Raw genomic sequence first — 22,166 nt, forward strand, 5'->3', positions numbered from 1 at the left:
GCTTACGGAACATTTCAACACCAGTACAAGTAGAACGAGTTGTATCATTGATACCAACAATTTCTACTTCGTCATTGATGCGGATGATACCAGCTTCAACACGACCAGTTACAACAGTACCACGACCTTGGATTGAGAAAACGTCTTCGATAGGCATGATGAATGGCTTATCGATATCACGCTCTGGCTCTGGGATGTAAGTATCAAGTGCTTCTGCAAGCTCAACGATCTTATCTTCCCACTCTTTCTCGCCTTCTAACGCTTTAAGCGCAGAACCCGCGATTAGTGGTAAGTCATCACCAGGGAAATCGTATTCAGAAAGAAGTTCACGAACTTCCATTTCTACTAGCTCAAGTAGCTCTTCATCATCAACCATGTCACATTTGTTCATGAACACGATGATGTAAGGAACGCCAACTTGGCGAGAAAGTAGGATGTGCTCACGTGTTTGTGGCATAGGACCGTCAGTAGCCGCAACTACTAAGATAGCGCCGTCCATTTGAGCAGCACCCGTGATCATGTTTTTAACATAATCGGCGTGACCAGGACAATCTACGTGTGCGTAGTGACGTGAAGGAGTATCATATTCAACGTGAGACGTTGAAATTGTGATACCGCGCTCACGCTCTTCTGGAGCGTTATCGATTGATGCGAAGTCTTTAGCTACACCACCGTATACTTTTGCAAGTACGTTAGTGATTGCTGCAGTTAGGGTAGTTTTACCGTGGTCAACGTGGCCGATTGTACCAACGTTTACGTGCGGTTTTACGCGTTCAAACTTTTCTTTTGCCATGACGGAACCTATCAGTTTTGTGTATCTAGATTACATATGAAAATAATCCACCAGTAGGTAGATTAAGTTAAATTTTTCAAATTTCAAATAGTTTTTTCTGACAGATAAAGGAAGTATTCAAGAAGATTCTTAGACTGGTGCTGATAGGCAGAGTCGAACTGCCGACCTCACCCTTACCAAGGGTGCGCTCTACCAACTGAGCTATATCAGCAACACCAGAAACTGGAGCGGGCAGCGGGAATCGAACCCGCATCATCAGCTTGGAAGGCTGAGGTAATAGCCATTATACGATGCCCGCGTTAGGAACCTGTTCTTAAACTACCTCTAACCGTCAAGAATAAAGTGGTGGAGGGAGCTGGATTCGAACCAGCGAAGGCTGAGCCGTCAGATTTACAGTCTGATCCCTTTGGCCGCTCGGGAACCCCTCCACGATAATTCTTGACTAAACACGACTCATAAGAGAAGTGGTGCCGACTAACCGAGTCGAACGGTTGACCTACTGATTACAAGTCAGTTGCTCTACCAGCTGAGCTAAGTCGGCACTGCTTTAGTACGGGGCGAGATATTAGAGTAAGGTGCGAGTTGATGCAACAGTAAAATTAAAAAAAATATGAATTTATGTGTTAAATGCTCACAAATCAGGCAAAAACCATGTTTTCTCTATTTATTATTCAATAAATACCACTGGTTCAGGCCTTTCATGACTAATTGCGAGTCAAAAACAGCGCCCGAAAACTGCGCTTGTAATAACTTGGCATAACCACCAGCAAAAATTAATTGTGGTTTTTTACCACTTAAGTGCAATTTAGCTTGTTCAACTGCACCAATAGTGGCCACTAATGCGCCATTTTTTAAACCGTTTGGTGTGTTTACGCCTAATTGATTACTAAATTCGGTATGTTGATCATCGAATACCCGCTGAGTATTTTGTGTTAATGAGCGAGTCATTAAATCAAGGCCAGGTAAAATCCAACCACCTAGGTGCTGTCCTTGTGCTGTAAGTACGTCAATTGTTGTGGCTGTGCCGGTGTCTACCACTATGCAATTTTGCTGTGGCCATAATGCAAATACGGCAATAAGTGCAAGCCAGCGGTCGATCCCTAAATTATCATAGTGTTGATACGCGCATTGCAAACCGCCGAGCTCTTTACTTACTTTAGCCTCAAAACATGGCACGTTATGCAAATTAGCTTGCGCAAGTAAGGCGTGCAGCTGGTCACTTTTCCCAACACAGGCATAAATAAGCTCGTTAATTTGCGGCCAAGGCAGCGTATTTACATCACACGGTTTAATTTCGCCTTGCTGATATAACGTCGCTTTAAGTGCTGTATTACCTACATCAATCAGTAATCTCATAGCTGCGCCTTGCGTAACGAAATTTCACCACCGTAATAACTTTTAACCTCGCCATCTTGGCGAATACGAATACCACCGTTAGCATCAATGCCTTCACAAATACCACGCCAGCTACGATGCCCGGTATTTAGTTCCACACACTGCCCAGCAAAGGCGTTGAGTAAATTCCATTGTTGGTACATGTCATGCAGCCCCGTTTGGCTGTACTGTGCTAAACGCAGCTCAAGGTGATAGGTCAAATGCGCCACCAGCTGATTTTTATCTATTTGCTCACAGTGTTGATTCAAATCTGTCCACGCTTGGTCGATTTGCTGACTAAAACTCTCAGGCATTTGCAAGTTAATACCAATGCCGATTACTAGCTGACACGGCCCTTGTGGTTGACCATCGAGCTCAACTAAAACACCTGCTAGCTTTTCTTTATTAAGGTAAATATCATTGGGCCACTTGAGCTCAATATCTAACTGGTACAGTGCTTTTAATGTATCGTAAACAGCCAAACCAACAGCGATAGACATGCCCATTGCGGCTTGTAGGCCGTCATCTAACCGCCAGAAATAACTGTAATACAGGTTTGCACCAAATGGTGATTGCCATACTCGCCCACGACGCCCGCGCCCTGCCTGCTGCATTTCAGCCACAATTACAGTGCCGGAGTCTAGTGTTTGTTTTGCTGCAATACGACGCATCAGTTCACTGTTGGTTGAATCGATAATAGGATGTACTTCAACTTGCGCGCCACGAGATCCAAGTGCTTGGTAACACTGCGCTATTTTATTTTGATCAAGTAAGCCAACCGTATTATTCAAACTGTAGCCCTTACCGCTAACTTTAAAAATATCTAACCCCATCTCTTGTAAGCTTTGAATGTGCTTACTGACTGCAGCCCGGCTAATACCCAGTTGTTCACCTAATAATTGCCCCGAAATAAAGCCTCCTTGGTTGAGGGCATTCAAAATTGCGAGCTTATTACCATCTGGCGCCTTCATGCTGGCTCCTCTAAATTTATAAGGTACTCAGCATCGCCATTTATTAACCGTACTTCGTGTTGTAATTTTATTTGATAACGCTGCCAAACTTGCTGTTGGATGTATTTAACCATAGTCACAAGGTCGCTCCCTCGACTATTACCATGATTAACAAGTACCAGTGCTTGTTGTTGATGTACCTCAATACCCGCTATGCGGTGACCTTTTAAGCCAGCCTGCTCTATTAACCAACCAGCGGCCACTTTATGATGTTCGCCATCGTAATAATAATGGGGCAACTGCGGGTACACTAGGAGCAACTCATTGAGTAGCGCGTTTGCTATGATTGGGTTTTTAAAGAAGCTCCCTGCATTAGCAAGCACGTAAGGATCGGGTAATTTGCTGTTGCGTGTTTTAATAACTTGTTCAAAAACCGCTTGCGGTGTGACTTGTTCAAGCTGCAGCAAAGGACCATAGCTTAACTCTGGTTGCCACAACTTAGGCAAAGCGAATGCCACTTTAGTAATTACCGCTTTATTTTTTAATCCGTGCTTAAAAATAGAGTCACGGTAACCAAACTCACACTGCTCGGCAGATAAGCGAATAAACTGCTTACTGGCAATATCAAAATACTCAACATATTCAACAAACTTTGCCAGCTCAACACCATACGCACCAATGTTTTGCACGGGAGCAGCCCCGACAGTACCGGGGATCAGCGCGAGATTTTCAAGCCCAGGCATACCTTGCTTGAGTGTATAAGCAACCAATTGATGCCAGTTTTCACCTGCAGCAATCTCAAGCAAGTAATCATGCACACGCTGCGTTACTGTGATACCTGTGGTAGCCATTTTAATAACCACACCTTGGTAGTCATTTAAAAAAACCGTATTACTGCCCTCTCCCAATATACAAAAAGGCAGGCTAAACGATTGCTGCTGCAATTGTCTGTTGTCGGTGATTACACTTATTTGTGGGCACTGACTCGGTAAAGAAAACGTATGAAAAGGTTGCAGGGACTGAGCCACAAAAGCCTCAAAGGTTACCAATAACTAATCATACTAGTGTAACTCATCATCGTTTATGCAAGCCACCTGATTGTAAAAATTGTTCAACCCTGATGGTCAATCATGATATAAAACCTGCACTTATTATTTCCGTTCAAGGCCAATATGAAACTCACACCTATTTTTTTAAGCCTTGCCATGGCGGGCGCTTGCTCACACGCCACGGCGAATGCTGTTGACGAACACACTTACGCAAACCTTAATGATGTTATTACCACTCACCTACACCTCGACTTAGATGTCGACTTTGCTGATAAGCAATTAGAAGGGTTTGTTGAGCACACATTACAATGGCAAGATAACAGCAGCAAAACGCTCGTACTTGATACGCGCGACTTAGATATTGATAAAATAATGTATCAAGATCAAAACGGCGGCTGGCATAAAGCCTCTTACACACTCGCTAAGCGCGATGATGTTAAGGGCTCAAAACTGACCATTACATTTAAAAGCCAAGCGCAAAAAGCTCGTATTTATTACAATAGTCGCCCTGAGGCATCTGGTTTACAATGGTTAACACCTGAGCAAACGGCCAGCAAAACGCATCCATTTATGTACAGCCAATCACAGGCAATTCATGCCCGCAGCTGGATCCCAGTACAAGATACACCAGCAATGCGTGTTACTTACTCTGCGCGTATTCATACGCCAAAAGATGTGCGTGCAGTAATGAGTGCCGACAATAAAGATGCGCTTTATAAAGACGGTGACTACATTTTTGATATGCCTCAAGCCATCTCACCTTACTTAATTGCAATTGGTGCTGGTAATTTAGAATTTAAAGCTATGTCTAAGCAAACCGGTATTTTTGCTGAGCCAACTATTTTGGATGCATCGGTTGCTGAGTTTAACGATACCCAAGCAATGATCGACAAAACCAATGCAATGTACGGTGAATATGCATGGGGTCGTTATGACTTATTAATGCTACCGCCAAGTTTTCCATTCGGTGGCATGGAAAATCCACGTCTATCATTCATCACGCCAACGGTTGTTGCTGGTGATAAAAGCTTAGTTAACCTGATAGCACATGAACTCGCTCATTCTTGGTCTGGTAACTTAGTGACGAATGCCACGTGGGAAGATTTATGGTTAAACGAAGGCTTTACCTCATACGTTGAAAATCGCATTATGGAAGAAGTTTTTGGTCGCGACCGCGCCGTAATGGAACAAGCACTCGACGCAGCAGGCCTTCGCGCGCAACTTAAAACGATTGATGCACCAGATACCCGTCTTAACTTAAAACTTAATGGCCGTGATCCAGATGATGCATTTAGCTCAGTACCATACACTAAAGGCCAGCTGTTCTTAATTTACCTTGAAAATAAATATGGTCGCGATAAGTTTGACCCATTCGTTAAGACCTACTTTAACGAATTCTCATTTAAGTCACTCACAACAGCTGAGTTTGTAACTTATATCAAAGCAAACTTAATTGAAAAGTATCCTGGTGTTGTCAGCATGGATAAAGTAAACGAATGGATTTTTGAGCCAGGTTTACCCGCAGACGCGCCAAACCCAACATCAGATGCCTTTGATAAAGTAGATAACGCAACACAAACGTGGTTAACAGGCAGCACAACCGCAGCGCAACTACCGACAAACAATTGGACTGTGCATGAGTGGTTACACTTTTTAAATAATCTACCACGCGATTTAAGCATTGAAAAAATGACCGAGTTAGATGCAGAATTTAATCTTACGCAGTCAACCAACGCAGAGCGTGCTTTTGCATGGTATATGCTTGCAGTAGGAAATGGTTATCAAGCAATCTATCCGGCGCTTGATAATCATTTATCAGGCATTGGTCGTCGTAAACTAATTGTACCGCTGTACAAAGCACTTGTTACACATGGTAAACGTGAGTGGGCAAACAAGGTGTACTTAAATGCACGCCCAGGTTACCACCCTCTTGCACAAGGTACTATTGACGCATTATTTGTTAAGTAAGCATCAAAAGAAAGGGCGATAAATCGCCCTTTTTTGTTTTTAAATAGGCTTTTTGGTTCTTACTTTGTGATTTTTTTGATGAATGCTTGTCGTTCTTGCTCACTGGCTTGCTGCCACCAAAAATCAAGCATCGCTGCTGCATTGGGTACGCCCTCATTTATTGGCGCAGTACGAGAGACTGGTGCATTATTTGTGGTAGTAACAGTTCTATGGCCCGTTGGTGGCGCCTTTTTCTGACCCTTAGTACCAGTAATATCCTCAGCGGCAATGAGATCTAATGGGATCCCCAGTGATGCCCCCTTAGCTTGCAAACTAACTTGTGGAGCCTCGGCGAATACTTTGGCTGCAACTGCATTTTCAGCACGATTAAATACGACATCATAATCAGTGCCTGATGCGATGGTCACGTTTACCCAAAATGGTTCAGAGTCAATCACTTCATGCTCATCGTAACTTAACTCATAAAGATCTGAATATTTAAGCTTGAATTGATACTGTCCTGGGGCTAAATCTAATTCATCTATACGATTAAAAAATGACTGTTCAATTTTTTTATCCCCGACCTGCAAAGGAATAATTTCCTCCGGAAAATAAACTGTCTCAGCAAAACTAGCTGCACTGAGTAATAACGATACGACACCACCTAATACTATTAATTTACGCATATGAACTCCTTGTTGTTTGATTTGAGTTTGACACTGCAAACAAAGTTTGTCATTAGTGCACTTTACTCCACGTTAATAAAGGATCTCAACCGTGAGCCAAGAAACTATATTTACAAAAATTATTAATCGCGAAATTCCCGCAGACATTGTTTACGAAGACGATCTCGCTCTAGCATTTAAAGACATTAATCCTCAAGCGCCTTTTCATGTACTAATTATCCCAAAAAAAGCGATTGCAACAATTAATGACATTACTGAGCAAGATGCTCCTTTAGTCGGCCATCTATACGTGGTTGCAGCAAAACTAGCTAAACAACAAGGTTTTAGCGAAGATGGGTTCAGAGTAGTAATGAACTGTAATCAACATGGTGGGCAAACTGTTTATCATATTCATTTACATATGCTCGCCGGAAAAAGTATGGGATGGCCACCATACCAAGATAAGAAGAAAGAATTGGTATAGTAATTTTTACTCTAAACCTTTATAAACACGCACAACTTTAATTAAATGTTATAAATGTTTTTATATTCAAATAGATAATCGAAAAAAGTATGGCTAATTTTTAACAACTAATACCTTGAAGCTAGTAAAATTGTATTTTTCCTGCCTATTAATAGGAAATTTCTAATACGAAAGGCGCGGATTGCGTGTTAGGATTAATTAGTCAACTTTATTCAAGAGTAAGTAAGTATGAGTAGTTCAGCCTTTTTGTTACTAGATCTAGAGCCAATCAATACAATTGGTATTAATGTATTAGAGCCTTTATTAAAAACCCAAGGGCTCAATGTTACTACAGGAACTAATATTTTAGACATTCCTGAGGGTACCCGCTTATTATTTATTGAAACATCAAGCCAAGATGCGTGGGGGAAATTAAAAGAACAATTAGTAAACCTACGTATAAAATGCGATATCGTGTTATTCAATTTAGATGAGAACCCTGAGTTAGCTAACCGCGCGCTATTGAGCGGCATCCGTGGCGTGTTTTACACCACGGATAATGCAGATGTATTAATGAAGGGAATTCGTTTACTACTTGAAGACCAGCTTTGGTATCGCCGCGATATAATGTGTAACGCCTTAAACCGCATGCTGCAGTTCAATAAAGACGCTTTACATAAACTAACAGACGGTGATATTGAGCCTGTAAAATTAACCAAGCGTGAAAAAGCCATCATCTCATTAATGAGCAATGGCTCTAAAAATAAAGAAATTGCTGAGTCACTCAGTATCAGCCCACATACGGTAAAAACGCATTTATACAGTGCATTTAGAAAAACCAAATGCCGTAACCGTATAGAGCTTCTTTCATGGGCTCAACAAAATATTCCTGACGAAATTCGCTAATACAGCAATATCATACTCGAATTAAAAACAGGTGCTACGGCACCTGTTTTTGTGTTTATTAAACAACGTGCTATTTGCTAACATCGGCAATTGCCATTATTCTGAAGCCGTCTCTGTGATTTGCTTGGAATAGCCATGCTCGATTCCCTAACACTCTATTTTGCCAGCGCTGCCATGATGGCAGTTATGACACTGCTTAATTTTTTAACGTGGCGTGCTAATAAGCACACTCCTGGCACCGTACTTTATATATTTTACCCATTGGTATTATTTACCGCACTAATGAGTTTTGCACTACATGGCAATATCGACAGTGTCCTTACCGCGACTTTGGCTAATAGTTTATTATTTAGTGCGTCAATTATACATGGTTTAGCCATTAGCCAATTTTTAGGTTATAAGGGCAAAATCTTCCGTTTATTTGTTGCTGCAACGATTGTGTGCAGCGCAATATTGGTCTACTCAAGTGTTGTTGATCCCAGTTTGCGTATTCGTATTTTAGCCTCCGACTTACAACACATCAGCGAAGCCATTTTTTTACTTTATCTATTTTTTCGTTTTGCCCGCAAACCATACCCAAATGGCAGCATTGTCTATATTTTAATTCTCACCATTGTTTGCTGTATTTTCGCAGGCCGTGCCTTTTTAATGGAAGATATGAATAGCTTTAACCCATTAAAAGAGAACTGGTTTAGTATTACACTACTTGTAAATGGCGTTATTGCACCGATGTTTTATGCCACTGGCATGGCATTACTTTGTAATGAACGCCGCGAGCAAAACCTGAATCAACTAACTTTAAAAGCACAAAAAGATTTAGAAATTCGCGGGCTATTTTTATCCACTATTAGTCATGAAATTCGTACCCCACTCAATGGTATTTTAGGCAGTGCGCAGTTGATCATGAACCAATCCAGCGACCCTCGAGATAAGCCCTACTGCGAAGCTATTATTAACTCGGCCGAATCGCTCAATTTACTGGTTGATAAAGTGCTCGACTACGCCAGCCTAGATCAACACGATGAAGCCCTGTATGAAGAAGATGTAGAGTTTAAAACGTGGTTACATAATTTATGTTTGCTGTTAAGTCCTCTAGCAGAACAAAAGCGCTTACACTTTGAGTTGATTTATGACCTTCCCGAACAAGCGTGCTATTACTGCGATCAGCAAAAACTGCGACAAATCATCATAAATTTAGTCGGTAATGCCATTAAATTTACTGATCATGGTACCGTTAAAATTCGCGCAGAATTGCTCGAAGAACGTCAGCTTGAACATCACATTCGCATTAGCGTCATTGACTCTGGACCGGGTATCGAAGATGACGAAATTGAATATCTAACAGAGCCCTATGTGCAAAGCAGTGCCGGCAAGGAAAAGGGCGGAACAGGCCTTGGTCTTGCAATAACCAGTCGCTTACTCGATAAGTTAAGCTCCCAATTAGATATTATCAGTGAGCTTGAAAAAGGCAGTTCATTTAGCTTTGATATTAACTTAGCGCTAGGGGAGCTCAGTTTAGTGGAACAGCGTCACCAATGTAAAGACTACCTCACAGGCCTAGACGTGCTATTAGTTGAAGACTTAGATCTCAACCAAAAAATAGCCATTGAGTTTATGGCTGACGATGAGCATAAAATAAAACTCGCGCGTGATGGTAAAAGTGCCATTGATTTAATGCAAAAGCATCATTTTGATGTTGTATTGCTCGATATGAACTTGCCAGATCTCACAGGACAAGAAGTACTAAAAACACTCAAAAGAATTGAGCATAAAAACCAACGAACCCCCGTACTCGCATTTACTGCAAGCTTAAGCCCTGACGAAATAAAAGAATACTTTTCTTTAGGTATAAAAGATATTGTCGGCAAGCCAATAAAACAACAAAAATTACGCCAAGCGCTGAGTGATTCGCAAACTAGCCAAGCCCCCAGCATTGCCGTAGAACTCAGTGATGTTCTGTATGACGAAACGGCCGCAAAAACACTCCAAGGTTCATTCACCGACGATGAAGTATCATCTATCTATAATGAGTTTGTTTTATCCGCACGCAACAAGTTAATCCGCGCCCAGCAATTGCTCGATGAAGATAAAGAACAATGCATCAAAGTATTGCATCGCCAAGCCAGCACCGCATTGCAATTGGGTTTTAACCGCTATGGTATGGAGCTGAAAAAAATAGAACGGCGACTACTCGATAGTAAACCTCTAAAAGAATCCCTCACCGAAGCATTGGTGCTATGGCAAAACAGCTTAGAGCAGTATTTAAAGTATGTTCGAAGTCAGTTGGATTAGAGTAGTTAGCAGTATAACGTGTTGTAGTACGCCAATGACAAATTGATTGCTCAATTTATATTAACTTGATGTAATAGGTACTACATTGGATAATTAAAGAGTAGAACTCATGCTAATTTTTAAAGTTTTGATTTTAGTTGCTTTATTAAGGTTACTAATCACCACTGAACGACCTAATTTGTGTGCAGGAATTTACACTGGCCTCGTATTGTTAGTTAATCTTATGTCTGGCTTAGGGTTCATAATAGCTATTGTTGCAACAGCTATCTCAGGTGCATTAGCATTACTTTATTTTTGGCTGCTCAACCATTTCAGAGATACCGCAATTTTCTGGGTAATACTTGTTGTTGGCCTTGTTATCGGTTTAATTTAGTAAAATCATCTCTGTTAATATCGACCGTATACATCTTCGAACCGTTCGATGTCATTCTCATCAAGTATCGCACCGGTTTGAACTTCTATCAGTGTTAGCGGCTCACTTTGAGTATTCGCTAAGCTATGGATTTGACCGGCTGCTATATAACAGGATTGATCGGCTGTTAAAACACACGATTTGCCATCAATGCCTACATCAGCAATGCCAGATACTACCACCCAATGTTCAGCTCGGTGCTGATGGCGTTGGGTTGAAAGCTTGGCGCCAGGGGTTACGATGATTTTTTTTACTTTAAATCCAGTTCCTGCTACCAATACCTGATAACTGCCCCACGGTCGATATACTGCTTGATGGTGAATCAGTTTATCACCATGCTTAACCGCTAGTAGCTTTAATAATTCAGGCAACAGCCCTAACTGATTTCTATCGGCAACTAATGTGGCATCGTGCGTATGAATAATCGCAAGATCACTCACTCCCAGCGCAGCAATAGTATGACCATCTTCACTACTAAGTAAGTTGTTACTGCTATTTGAAACTACATCATCTGTACTTGTATTATTACCTTGCTCATCTTTATCAGCACTTTGCCACAACGCATTAAAGCCACCAACATCATTCCAATCAAGAGCTAGCGGCAGTACCGCCACATTAGCACTGCGCTCTAAAATGGCATAATCGATAGAATCACTTGGGCAGTTTTTTAAAGCATCGCTATCTGCGCGGGTAAAACCTAAATCACCTGTAAAGTTAGCGGCTTGCACAATACAGCTCGCTATTTTTGGCGCAAAGCGCTCTAGCTCAGCAAGATATGCACTTGGCGTAAACAGAAACATCCCGCTGTTCCAACTGTACTGCGCGCAAGCAAGGTATTGCTGCGCTAATAAAGAGCTGGGTTTTTCTTTAAATTCATCAACCTCATAGCAATTTGTACCCGCTATTTTTGCGCCTTGTTTGATATAACCATAGCCACAATGTGCTGAATCTGGTTTTATTGAAAAGGTAATTAATTTACCTTGTTCGGCAAGTTTCAGTGCATCAGGTAACTGCTCAACGAGTAATTCAAAGTTACTAATATGATGATCGGCCGGCATCACCAATAATGGTGTATTGATCCCATGCTGTAAGGCAAATTGTGCGGCAAGTGCAATAGCTGGAGCTGTATTTCTCCCCTCAGGCTCGAGCAAGATAGCCTTAGGTTGCACCTGTAACTGTTCGCACTGGCTGCTTGCAATAAAGCGGTGCTGTTCATTACACACTAATATTGGAGGATTAAAACCGTTGTTTGCTACGCGTATTAATGTGCTTTGTAAGAGTGATTCATCGCCCAATAAAGGTAAAAACTGTTTTGGCATCGCGCTACGTGATAATGGCCACAATCGTGATCCAATTCCACCAGCCAATACAACGGGGGTGATTGAGTATGTCATAGCAAACTAACTATTTTGATAATAAAAAACCGAGTTTAACAGACAATCCAGTTTTGAATCATCGAATACCCTGTCGCGTTTTAATAAATGATCCTATAAGTCTGTAAATAAGCTTATTTTCGTTGCCTAATTCGCTTTTCAAATATGCTGTTCTACACTCTATACTATTATTTTATCAAGCGTATTTATTGCTTATATAAGGATGTTTATATGACGAATGCTATTGAGTTAGTAAGCGGTTTCATCCATCGGCTTGGGTTAACTAAAAAACTTATTGCCGGCTTTTTATTGGTTGCCTTAATTCCATTGGCGGTGGTAATAAGTATCGCTCTGTATAGTTCTTCTAACGCATTAAATAAACAAACCTACGCACAACTTGAAGCCGTTAGTGAAATAAAAAAAAGCGCTATTGAACGCCACTTTAAAGACATAAAAGCACAGCTCTTATTTTTATCACAAAGCCCATTGCTTCATCGCGCCGCACATGAATTTAGTGAAGCATTTAAACATCCTCTTCAGGCAAATAATCTTAATAAAATTGAAGAAAAAAAGCTTGTTAGCTATTACCAAAATCAATTTTCAACTAAGTACAGCGCTGAAAACGAAGGGATGGCAGCGCCAACACAACTTTTTACTCAACTCTCTCCTGCTGCACGATTTTGGCAATATCAGTACTTAGCTGACAACCCTCACCCCCTTGGAGAGAAAGCAAAGCTGCAACACGCTACAACCCCAAATGAATACAGCCTTACACATGCTAAATACCATGGTTTTTTATATAATTTTGCTCAAAAATTTGATTTTTATGATGTATTTATCGTTGATAACAATTCTGCTGAAGTCGTTTACTCGGTATACAAGGAAGTCGATTTTGCCACATCCTTACAACATGGGCCTTTTGCTAATAGCAACCTTGCCTTGGTCTTTAAAAAAGCGAAAACAATTGCGCAAGATGAAATAGCCTTTGTTGATTACCAGCAGTACTCCCCGTCTTATGATGCACCAGCAAGTTTTATAGCGACCCCAATTTATGAGCAAGGCGTACATACTAGTACATTAATTTTCCAGCTATCTATTGATGCTTTAAATACCATAATGACGGAACGCGCGGGCTTAGGCGAAAGCGGTGAAACTTACTTAGTCGGGCCTGATTTTTTAATGCGATCAGATTCTTATCTCGATGCAGCTAAGCACTCTGTCGTTAACTCATTTCGCCGCCCCGTTCAGGGGGCAGTCAAAACAGAGGCTACAAAACTTGCTTTAGCTGGAGCAAGTGGCCAACAAGTCATAACTGATTATAATGGCTCCTTAGTGCTGTCATCTTATCAGCCTATTAATGTTCTAGGTGTCCAATGGGCATTGCTTGCTGAAATGGATAAGCAAGAAGCATTTGCTGCTGTAGCCCAATTAACAATTTTACTCCTCAGTATTTTGGTACTGTCAGTAATTGCGATTACCGTGGTTGCAGTTTTATTTTCTCGCTCCCTGACACGACCCGTACAGCTATTGGTCGATACAATGCACCACGTAGAGCGCCAAGGTGACTTTTCTGTTCGCGCGCCTGTACTCTCCCAAGATGAAATAGGTATCTCAGCTCAAGCTTTTAATTCTCTTTTAGATGCCTTGCAAGGCGCAATTTCACAGACCAACTCAGTAATGAACAAGATGGCGGTCGGTGAATTCCAACACCGCATAGATGTTTCTTGTAAAGGTGAACTTAACTCTTTAAAGCAAGCGACTAATGAATGTGCTGATTCTTTAGAAAGCGCAATGACTGAGCTAAATCAGGTTATTGATGAAATGAGCAAAGGTAATTTTAATACCGTAATTAGCACCCCTATGCAGGGAGAGCTGGCCACGTTAAAACACAATATAAATGGCTCTATGCAATCTATAAATGGAACTATAAATGAAATAGTCGATGTAATGAGTCATATAGAGCAAGGTAACTTTAAACAACAAGTCACTGTAATGGCGAAAGGCTCATTGGCGCAACTAAAGGACAGCGTAAATAATTCAGTACATAGCTTATTTGGTGCTGTTACAAGTATCAGCAAAGTAATGAGCGCATTACATGAAGGGGATTTCTCTCAGCGTATTGAGCAACCTTTGCAGGGGCAACTTGCGCTGCTTAAAGATGATATTAATGCAAGCGTAGATAATCTCGCTCTAATCATTAAAGATATTAGTGATGTGATGGCCGCCGTTAATCAAGGTAACTTTAAGCTACACGTGAATTGTAATGCTAATGGCCAATTATCATCGTTAAAGCAACATATAAATAATTCGATTCTAAATTTAGACGAAGCAGTTAGCGATATTTCTAACGTAATGACTGCCATTAGCCAAGGTTGTTTTGATAAAATAATTGACTCTCAAATGAATGGTCAACTTGATTCCCTAAAGCATGACGTGAACAATTCAGTAAGTAATCTAAGCACTGTAATAGCTGAGCTTGCAAAAGTAATGGCAGCAATGCGACGTGGTGACTTTAGTCAACAACTAACAAGCCAAATGCAAGGACAGTTAGCGCATTTACAAAAAGATGTTAATAGCTCATTAGCGATCACCGCACAAGCAATCGGCGAGGTCACTCATGTTCTAAGCGCCATTTCACAGGGGAATTTAGCTCAACCAGTACAGGGCGACTATCAAGGTGTATTTGCAACACTCAAAGAAGATGTAAACCATACTATAGGTAAGTTAACGAGCGTTATTACCGGTATTCAAAGCTGTGCAAACCAAGTATCACAAAGCGCCTCTGAAATAGCCGCTAGTAATATTGAAATAAGCCAACGCACCGAGGAGCAAGCATCCAACCTTGAAGAAGCCAGTGCAAGCAGCAGCAATATGCTCGATGAAATCGCTCACGTTGCAAAGCAATCAAGTGAAGCGGTAAGCTTAGCTGATAATGCTCACACAATAGCCACTGAAGGTGGTGAGCTCTCGAAACAAACAGTAAATGCTATTGTAGAAGTAAACAACTCAAGTAAAGATATTAATGAAATTGTCTCTGTAATCGATGAAATTGCTTTTCAAACCAATTTGCTTGCACTAAATGCAGCCGTTGAAGCAGCACGTGCTGGTGAGCATGGCCGAGGATTTGCCGTGGTCGCAAACGAAGTGAGAAACCTAGCAGGTCGAAGTGCATCCTCAGCCAAGCAAATTAAAAGTATTATTAGCAATAGCAACCAAAAAATTAGCCAAGGCACCATGCTAGCTAACTCATCCGGCGACAAATTAGGGCAGATAGTAAGCGCAGTTGCAGCGGTAAATCATATGATTACATGTATTAATAATTCATCAATTACTCAGCAGCAAGCAATTAAAGAGGTTGACATTGTTGTTCAACGCCTCACCGTTTTAATTCAAGAAAGCTCAGCAATTACTGAAGAAACCATGGCCGCAGCAAAACAAATGGCGGAACAAGCTAATACCATGCGTGATCTTCTACTTTATTTCTCATTAAAGAAAACCCCTTTGTAATAAGCGAGTTAAAGTAAACATGAGCTTTTTATACAATAGCCTAATTAACTAACAGAGCGGTTAAAGTACTTGCTACACTGACACTTGATCGGCACTATATACCCAAACCACCTCTAGATGCAGACTTCAGCGTTTCACAGGTGTTTAATATTAAGACGTTACTTTGCAACAATGGCAATCCATTTTAAGAAGTAACAACGATGAGAGTAAGTGCCTATGAAGCAAACGCGTGAGGGATAGATCGTGAAAGTATATTTAAAATGTTTAATGGGGTTACTAAGCTTACTAATTTTGCCTGCGCACGCAGCAGTTTATCAATGCACAATAAAAGGGGTTGCTACATTTAGCCAACAACCTTGCGGCGAAGATGCTGAAATCATCATTATCCCAGAAACCAATAGAACACAAATCGCTAAAAAGGATTCTGACAAAAAAAGTGATGATTCTGTCGAAAATTACATCAGCGGTAAAAAAATTGATAGAAAAATTAAAAAAATTGAGCGCGCGATAAAATTATTGCAAAACGCGCTCTCAGAGCAAAAAATAAAAATAGGTTATATGACTCAAAAAGCGGCAAACCGCTTAGGAGCAGAGTCTATTGCCGATGCGATTGAACAACAAACCATCATTCTTGAAAAAGAAGTGCAGCCTAAAATAGATGAGCTTCAACAGCAAATTGCAGCCTTAAATGTCATTAAAGCTCAACTAGGTCAATAAAGTCCCCTTTATGAGGGTGATAAATCGCTTCATATCAACGTTATCATTATAGATATGCGGCGAAACTCTTACACCATAAGCACGTACGTCAACACTAATATCGGCCTTAGATAAAGCATCAATAATCGTACTTTGCTTTGCACCAAAATCAAATATAGCCGTTGCGCTACAACTCTCGGGCGCTGTTGGAGAAACTAAAAACTCCCCTAATTCTGCATTTAACAGCATCAACAGGGACAAATTATGCGCACGAATATTTTCAACCCCCAAATTAGCAAAGTAATTGATACTATGCCCTGCAATAACAAAAGGTGCGATTGACGGTGTCCCACCCCAAAAGCGCAGTGCCGTGGCATGATATTCAAAATGGTGTATATCGAATTCGAATGGGTTTTCATGAGAAAACCACCCGACATCTTGTGGCTTACACACTTTAAGCTGGACCTTACTCAACCATAAATAAGCTGCACCAGGCCCCGAGCACAGCCATTTAACACTTGAGCCAATCATAAAATCGACCTTTACTTCACTCAAATCTAACGGTAGCACACCGGCAGATTGCGCAACGTCAACAAGGCTTAAGCTATTGTTCTGTACACAAAGCTCTGCAATTTTAGCAACAGGTGCCTGTTGACCTGTATTTGAGTATGCGTGGCTTATAAAAACTAAGTCGGTATCTGCTGTCAAATACTGCTGCCAAACTGCAATATCAGTGATATCTAAATGTTCGGGAATGAATTCAATCGATGCCGTTTTCGGTAATGCTTTTTGCATTACAAACCCCATACTTGGAAAGTCACTTTGCGCCATAAGCACTTTACAATGATTGTTAAGCAGTCGTGGGTGCGACATCAAAAGCTTTGTTAGCGCACTAGAAAGATTAACTTGTGGACAAAATTGCTCGCTCGGCGAATTAAATAATAATCCTAATGCATGTGTAAAACGTGTAATAACACCAAGCCATTGCTGCCAAGGTTCTTTATTAGTGTTCTGCCAAGGGGTAAAAAAGTGTTGATTAAAATCAGCTTGGCTACTTTTTAATGATCGCCCCACAGAATGGTTTAGTAAGTAGCAGCCTGATGTTAAATTAAAATCATCTTTGTACATTTACTTTTTCATCCATTGCTTTAGCTGTGTTAAATCATCAAAACGGGTTTTTATATCATCTCGCTGCGCGGCAGCACGGCGATCTCTTAATTGCTCGAGTGAATCAAGCAAGATATGTAATGGGGGGCCACTCGCCGTTACCTTATTTATATGTTGTTGCTGCATTTGCTGCGCAGGCTGTGCAATAAACTTACTCACCAACTGATTGTGATGGCCTATCGCTGTATCGCCATGCAGCTTGCATACTTGGATAAATAATTGCGCATTGGTTTGAAACCACTGACTGTCGCGCTCACTGCCTGCGGCTAAAAAGTCATCCATAATGCTCGGCATACGCATACTTTCACGCAAGGTTTGCTGATCTTCAGGCATCATATATAAAAACTTATCCACCAGCATTTGTGAATAGCTAGGCTCATTTGCAAAGCATAATCCCAACAACATATCGATTACATTTATACCTGCAAAATCCCCTGCATTCGCGCCACGATAAACCTCCTTTCCCACTCGATATGGCTTATAATATGGCCTAACACAAAAGAAGAATCTATCGGTATCCAATTGACTATAGAGCGCATTATTTGATTCAATAACCTCAAGCAAAGCCTGCTTCGCAACTTTAAGTAAATCTGCACATAATGGGTGCGAAATTCCCAATGGTTGAATTTTCAATAATGCATCAGCAACACGCTTATACGCTAAAATGCCCTTGGTGTTGTAATCAATAAACAGTTTCTCATCCGGTAAATCAGTAAAGCGTTTATATAGACCATTGACGGCTTTATTATGAGTTGTTAAATGAGCTGTAGCAAAACGAGGGGTAACTCCGATTGAAGCGCCAATATGCATAGCTAAGGCTGATGCTTCGACTAGTGGTGAAGTCGTTTCACGTGAAGGCTCTGTGATTTCATGTCGTCGACAAGCCCCCATAAATAAACCAACATTACCCAACAGATCAAACGCACTATCAAAACCTTCATCCGTATTACCCTCAGCCAGTAATTTACGAATATGCGCATTACCTTCCATTTCTAGCTGATGCTTATATTGCTCACCTACAAATTCAACATTTGCTTTGTCTTCTTGTTGCCAGTAAATGCTTTCTAGCTGATTATTTATTTCCACAAAGCGGGTTCTGAGCCACTCGTCAAATGCTTGAGTATTTTTGCTCACAGACATAACTCCACACCTAATTATTATTGCATTTATGTTAACAGATAGCATAGAGTACAAATCAACAAAACCGCCAATAAAAAACCAAACTATTAGCAGAAATCACTCTATAATATTAAAAAATAAAACTAAATCACTACAAAAATGAACCTAGATAAAAAAGATCATCAATTACTTCGGTTATTACAAACTCAGGGACGCACTTCCGTGTCAGAGCTAGCAACACATGTTAACTTATCGGACACGCCTTGTTTGAGGCGCATTAAAAAGCTTGAATCTAGTAATGTTATTTGTGGCTATCATGCAGCGTTAAACCCGCGAGCGTTAGGGCTAAATGTTTTAGTTTACGCATTTGTAAGATTAAGCCAAAATTCAGTGGGTGCGGCTCAAATGTTTGAAGAGCAAGTCGAAAAACTAAACCATGTACTTGAATGCTCTGTTATTTCTGGGAGCTACGATTATTTACTTAAAATCATTGCCGCGGATTTAGAGAGCTACGAAAGTTTTGTAAAACATAAACTCGGTAGTATTAATTGCATTGCCAATATTGAATCTACCGTCGTGTTAAAACAAACATTTAGTAAAAAACAATTACCCTTGTAAAAAACATCGCAGCTCAGTCGCAATTCGCTATACTCAATAAACTGTTGTAAATAATGACTCATAAGGAAACATGTGAAAGTATTTCGTTCAACATCCAGTTCATTTTGCTTTTATGTGCTTTTTGCCCTCGCCTATTTTATTATCGGTAAGCTACTAACTAACTTTGCGTTTCAATCTCAAGTTATTCCGATTTGGATCCCTGCAGGTATTGCTTTAGTCGGCTGCTTTATTTGGTGGTGGCGCTTTATTCCTGCTCTATTTATTGCTTCAGTTGCATTTAATTTAAGTATTGGTGATAGCCCAATAGGCGAAAATGCTTTAATCGGCAACACCCTTAATGAAGTACTTTTAATTGGCTGCGGGGCTGTATTGCAAGGGATCACTGGTGCTGCAATCTTAAGATACTGGTTAGGCCACCCTCTGTATTTAAAAACTCGCTTAGCAATCATTTATTTTATTGCGGTTGTTGGTATTGCCGTAAGCCTTATATCAGCTAATATTGGTGTTTTTGCACTTAGTGCATTTAATCCGGCATACAGCATGGTTAATCATTGGCAAAATGTGACTTACTGGTGGTTAGGTGATGCACTTGGGGTTCTTATAACAACCCCTGCTTTGCTCGCACTATTACAACCTAAATTTAAACAACACTATGTAACCCCCCTACCTACAGTTTTTGTATGTTTCGTACTGTTCATTTCGGTCGCATCAACAACTAAGCTATACAATCAAGAAAGTAAATCAAATGCCTTACAAATTGCAAAACGCGAGGCACAAGTAATTGAAAATAGTTTATTTAGATATCTAAACCGTAGCCAAATTGCTGTACAAAGCTTAGCAAGCCAAATGCAAGCATCCCCAAATTTAAGTCAGCAAGAATTTCATAACTATGCAGCTGAGTTACTTGCTCAACACACCTTTATTAAAGCCCTGTCTTGGAATATAAAAGTACCTCAGGCAAGAGTCGATGATTTACGCAAAGACCTTGCTGAGATTTATCAAACTGACGTGAAAGTCAAAGGTGAGCCCCTTGCTTCAGACGATCCTTTAGTCGTTGTAAAATATATCGCACCTTTAGAAGAGAACCGCTCCGCGCTTGGCCTAAATGTATTTTCTAATCCAGCTCGTCGTGCCACGCTACTCGATCCTAATATCAAATATCAGCCCGTTGGCACTCAAATAATAAACCTCGTCCAAACCAAAGAGCCAGCGCCAGCTTACTTACTTTTTTCACCTGTCTATCAGCAAGGTACACAAGATGATCCAATAAAAGGTTATGCAACAGGTGTTTTTTTAGTTCGAAATATTATTGATCAAGCGATTAATGATGAGCAAAGCAATATGTTTAATATTGCTTTATTTGAAGATCAAGCAGACACCCCTTTCTATCTAGGAAATAAAAATACAACTGTAATCGGTGATGATTTTACCACTATAAAAATTAGTTTTTCAGGACAAGTATGGCATTTACAACTAGCAATAAAAGATGAGTTTATACCTCACCAAGCAAATCACTTAACGTTGTTTTTGCTTATTCTACAAGTGGTAGTGAGTACACTTATTTTGCTGGTTTTATTATTATTCAACCATCAACATATTGCATTATCGCGTTTAGTTACCGAGCGCACACGCTCATTAGTACGCGCTAAAAAGCAATCTGATTTAGCAAACCAAGCTAAAAGTCGCTTTCTCGCCAATATGAGTCACGAAATTCGCACTCCACTTAATGCTGTTATTGGTTTTTCGACGCTGGCAAAAAAAGATGATGACGCTAAAACATTAAATGGCTACCTTCAGAAAATAAATTTAGCGTCTAAATCACTATTAAGCCTTATCAATGATGTGCTGGATATTTCTAAGATTGAATCACAAAAATTAACACTGGAATTAAGCCCATTCGATTTAAATAACTTACTTGATCGTATTAATACTATGTTTGAACAAAGTGCACACAATAAAAAAATAAACTGGACTATGAACAATCAACTGCCAACAAACATCTGGTTTGAAGGCGATGCTATGCGTATTGAGCAAATATTATTAAACCTATGCAGTAATGCAATAAAATTTACCGCTGAAGGTGAAGTGAGTGTCAGCGCGCTTGCCAAACAAGTTGATGATACTCGTATGCAAATAACCATCATCATTAAAGATTCTGGTATTGGTATAGAGCCTGCTGATCAACGCAAGCTTTTTGATGCATTTACACAAGCCGACAATTCAACATCAAGACGCTTTGGTGGCACAGGTTTAGGCCTAGCAATTGCAAAGGAATTAAGCTTATTAATGGCTGGCGATATAACACTAAGCAGTGCTAAAGGAGAGGGCTCTACATTTACTTTTACCGTGTTACTGAATACATGCGCACCGATAGAAAAACCGCAAAAAACTCAGAAAAAGGTTGATTTAAGCACCCTAAGAATATTGGTGGCAGAGGATAATCAAGTCAATCAATTGGTCATAAAAGCAATGCTGAGCGCACTTAAAATCACCCCCATAATTGTTGAAAACGGTGAGCTTGCTGTCGCCAAAGTTCAAGAGCATGATTTTGACTTAGTGCTCATGGATTGCCAAATGCCCATTATGGATGGCTACCAAGCAACAAGCTTAATTCGTAAAATTAAAACGGCCGAACAATTGCCAATCATTGCATTAACAGCAGATGTAATGCCTGAAGATAAAGCTCATGCATTAGCCATTGGGTTTAATCAACACCTTGCAAAACCTCTCGAACTCGATAAGCTAACCGAGTGCCTAACCAACTATGTAGATGTTTATGAGCCTTAATGGAATATTGCTAACCCTTACTTTACTTGTCACCTCTAATATTACTCT

17 protein-coding genes and 4 tRNA genes are annotated in these 22,166 nt (G+C 40.4%); 9 read left to right on the top strand and 12 right to left on the bottom strand.

Annotation, left to right across the window (positions count from 1 at the left end):
* The 8 genes from HJP15_RS20670 to murB all read right to left on the bottom strand — a co-directional run.
* Positions 1–793: elongation factor Tu (locus tag HJP15_RS20670; protein WP_064436057.1), on the bottom strand; the 793-nt coding region annotated here is incomplete at its 3' end.
* Positions 794–928: 135 nt separating this feature from the next.
* A tRNA-Thr gene (locus tag HJP15_RS20675) sits at positions 929–1,004 on the bottom strand.
* Between the two features lie 12 nt (positions 1,005–1,016).
* Positions 1,017–1,091: transfer RNA gene (locus HJP15_RS20680), tRNA-Gly, on the bottom strand.
* Positions 1,092–1,136: 45 nt separating this feature from the next.
* A tRNA-Tyr gene (locus HJP15_RS20685) sits at positions 1,137–1,221 on the bottom strand.
* A gap of 37 nt (positions 1,222–1,258) precedes the next feature.
* Positions 1,259–1,334: transfer RNA gene (locus tag HJP15_RS20690), tRNA-Thr, on the bottom strand.
* Between the two features lie 119 nt (positions 1,335–1,453).
* Positions 1,454–2,149, bottom strand: a complete 696-nt coding sequence (locus tag HJP15_RS20695; protein WP_054206795.1) for a type III pantothenate kinase — start codon at positions 2,147–2,149, stop codon at positions 1,454–1,456.
* A complete protein-coding gene (birA, locus tag HJP15_RS20700; protein ID WP_054206796.1) occupies positions 2,146–3,138 on the bottom strand; it encodes a bifunctional biotin--[acetyl-CoA-carboxylase] ligase/biotin operon repressor BirA in 993 nt (330 codons plus the stop codon). The genes HJP15_RS20695 and birA overlap by 4 nt, the downstream gene beginning before the upstream one ends.
* Complete coding sequence (gene murB, locus HJP15_RS20705) at positions 3,135–4,145, bottom strand: UDP-N-acetylmuramate dehydrogenase (RefSeq protein WP_170174548.1); 1,011 nt, start codon at positions 4,143–4,145, stop codon at positions 3,135–3,137. The genes birA and murB overlap by 4 nt, the downstream gene beginning before the upstream one ends.
* A gap of 144 nt (positions 4,146–4,289) precedes the next feature.
* Here murB and HJP15_RS20710 point away from each other — a divergent pair, with 144 nt between their 5' ends.
* On the top strand, positions 4,290–6,134 hold the full coding sequence (locus HJP15_RS20710) for a M1 family metallopeptidase (protein ID WP_054455962.1): 1,845 nt from the start codon (positions 4,290–4,292) through the stop codon (positions 6,132–6,134).
* 59 nt (positions 6,135–6,193) lie between these two features.
* On the opposite strand, the gene HJP15_RS20715 is transcribed toward HJP15_RS20710, so the two are convergent.
* Positions 6,194–6,799 (bottom strand): DUF2057 domain-containing protein, encoded by a 606-nt coding sequence (locus HJP15_RS20715; protein ID WP_054206798.1) that lies wholly within the window; start codon positions 6,797–6,799, stop codon positions 6,194–6,196.
* Between the two features lie 91 nt (positions 6,800–6,890).
* Here HJP15_RS20715 and HJP15_RS20720 point away from each other — a divergent pair, with 91 nt between their 5' ends.
* The 4 genes from HJP15_RS20720 to HJP15_RS20735 all read left to right on the top strand — a co-directional run bounded on the left by HJP15_RS20720 (position 6,891) and on the right by HJP15_RS20735 (position 10,812).
* Positions 6,891–7,262: a histidine triad nucleotide-binding protein gene (locus HJP15_RS20720; protein WP_054206799.1), complete on the top strand. Its 372-nt coding sequence runs from the start codon at positions 6,891–6,893 to the stop codon at positions 7,260–7,262.
* Between the two features lie 228 nt (positions 7,263–7,490).
* Complete coding sequence (locus HJP15_RS20725; protein WP_054206800.1) at positions 7,491–8,147, top strand: helix-turn-helix transcriptional regulator; 657 nt, start codon at positions 7,491–7,493, stop codon at positions 8,145–8,147.
* A gap of 135 nt (positions 8,148–8,282) precedes the next feature.
* Entirely contained in the window at positions 8,283–10,439 is a 2,157-nt protein-coding gene (locus HJP15_RS20730) for an ATP-binding protein (RefSeq protein WP_054206801.1), read from the top strand.
* Between the two features lie 109 nt (positions 10,440–10,548).
* Positions 10,549–10,812, top strand: a complete 264-nt coding sequence (locus HJP15_RS20735) for a hypothetical protein (protein WP_170174549.1) — start codon at positions 10,549–10,551, stop codon at positions 10,810–10,812.
* Between the two features lie 14 nt (positions 10,813–10,826).
* On the opposite strand, the gene HJP15_RS20740 is transcribed toward HJP15_RS20735, so the two are convergent.
* The gene (locus HJP15_RS20740) at positions 10,827–12,245 is read right to left on the bottom strand and encodes a mannose-1-phosphate guanylyltransferase/mannose-6-phosphate isomerase (RefSeq protein WP_170174550.1); all 1,419 of its coding nucleotides are present in this window, start codon (positions 12,243–12,245) and stop codon (positions 10,827–10,829) included.
* A 210-nt stretch (positions 12,246–12,455) separates the two neighbouring features.
* Between HJP15_RS20740 and HJP15_RS20745 the strand changes: the two genes are divergently transcribed.
* Both HJP15_RS20745 and HJP15_RS20750 read left to right on the top strand, forming a co-directional pair.
* Positions 12,456–15,731 (top strand): methyl-accepting chemotaxis protein, encoded by a 3,276-nt coding sequence (locus HJP15_RS20745; RefSeq protein WP_212760724.1) that lies wholly within the window; start codon positions 12,456–12,458, stop codon positions 15,729–15,731.
* Between the two features lie 243 nt (positions 15,732–15,974).
* Positions 15,975–16,448 carry a DUF4124 domain-containing protein gene (locus tag HJP15_RS20750; RefSeq protein ID WP_082379079.1) on the top strand — a complete coding sequence of 158 codons (474 nt, stop codon included), beginning with the start codon at positions 15,975–15,977 and terminating at the stop codon, positions 16,446–16,448.
* On the opposite strand, the gene HJP15_RS20755 is transcribed toward HJP15_RS20750, so the two are convergent.
* Complete coding sequence (locus HJP15_RS20755) at positions 16,437–17,555, bottom strand: aminotransferase class V-fold PLP-dependent enzyme (protein ID WP_170174551.1); 1,119 nt, start codon at positions 17,553–17,555, stop codon at positions 16,437–16,439. The genes HJP15_RS20750 and HJP15_RS20755 overlap by 12 nt on opposite strands.
* Positions 17,556–18,734, bottom strand: coding sequence for a PrnB family protein (locus tag HJP15_RS20760; RefSeq protein ID WP_054206806.1), 1,179 nt, complete (start codon positions 18,732–18,734; stop codon positions 17,556–17,558). It abuts the gene before it with no gap.
* Between the two features lie 138 nt (positions 18,735–18,872).
* On the opposite strand from HJP15_RS20760, the gene HJP15_RS20765 reads away from it, so the two are divergent.
* Positions 18,873–19,331, top strand: a complete 459-nt coding sequence (locus tag HJP15_RS20765; protein ID WP_054206807.1) for an Lrp/AsnC family transcriptional regulator — start codon at positions 18,873–18,875, stop codon at positions 19,329–19,331.
* A gap of 72 nt (positions 19,332–19,403) precedes the next feature.
* A complete protein-coding gene (locus HJP15_RS20770) occupies positions 19,404–22,118 on the top strand; it encodes an ATP-binding protein (RefSeq protein ID WP_170174552.1) in 2,715 nt (904 codons plus the stop codon).
* The last annotated feature ends 48 nt before the right edge of the window (positions 22,119–22,166 follow it).

Source organism: Pseudoalteromonas sp. NEC-BIFX-2020_002 (genome assembly GCF_013002825.1).
GTDB classification, from domain to species: domain Bacteria; phylum Pseudomonadota; class Gammaproteobacteria; order Enterobacterales; family Alteromonadaceae; genus Pseudoalteromonas; species Pseudoalteromonas neustonica.

Bases quoted from the DNA above. Each gene is read 5' to 3' on its own strand.
- HJP15_RS20695 (WP_054206795.1), bottom strand. From the start codon at position 2,149: ATGAGATTACTGATTGATGTAGGTAATACAGCACTTAAAGCGACGTTA.
- birA (WP_054206796.1), bottom strand. From the start codon at position 3,138: ATGAAGGCGCCAGATGGTAATAAGCTCGCAATTTTGAATGCCCTCAAC.
- HJP15_RS20710 (WP_054455962.1), top strand. From the start codon at position 4,290: ATGAAACTCACACCTATTTTTTTAAGCCTTGCCATGGCGGGCGCTTGC.
- HJP15_RS20715 (WP_054206798.1), bottom strand. From the start codon at position 6,799: ATGCGTAAATTAATAGTATTAGGTGGTGTCGTATCGTTATTACTCAGT.
- HJP15_RS20725 (WP_054206800.1), top strand. From the start codon at position 7,491: ATGAGTAGTTCAGCCTTTTTGTTACTAGATCTAGAGCCAATCAATACA.
- HJP15_RS20730 (WP_054206801.1), top strand. From the start codon at position 8,283: ATGCTCGATTCCCTAACACTCTATTTTGCCAGCGCTGCCATGATGGCA.
- HJP15_RS20735 (WP_170174549.1), top strand. From the start codon at position 10,549: ATGCTAATTTTTAAAGTTTTGATTTTAGTTGCTTTATTAAGGTTACTA.
- HJP15_RS20740 (WP_170174550.1), bottom strand. From the start codon at position 12,245: ATGACATACTCAATCACCCCCGTTGTATTGGCTGGTGGAATTGGATCA.
- HJP15_RS20745 (WP_212760724.1), top strand. From the start codon at position 12,456: ATGACGAATGCTATTGAGTTAGTAAGCGGTTTCATCCATCGGCTTGGG.
- HJP15_RS20755 (WP_170174551.1), bottom strand. From the start codon at position 17,555: ATGTACAAAGATGATTTTAATTTAACATCAGGCTGCTACTTACTAAAC.
- HJP15_RS20760 (WP_054206806.1), bottom strand. From the start codon at position 18,734: ATGTCTGTGAGCAAAAATACTCAAGCATTTGACGAGTGGCTCAGAACC.
- HJP15_RS20765 (WP_054206807.1), top strand. From the start codon at position 18,873: ATGAACCTAGATAAAAAAGATCATCAATTACTTCGGTTATTACAAACT.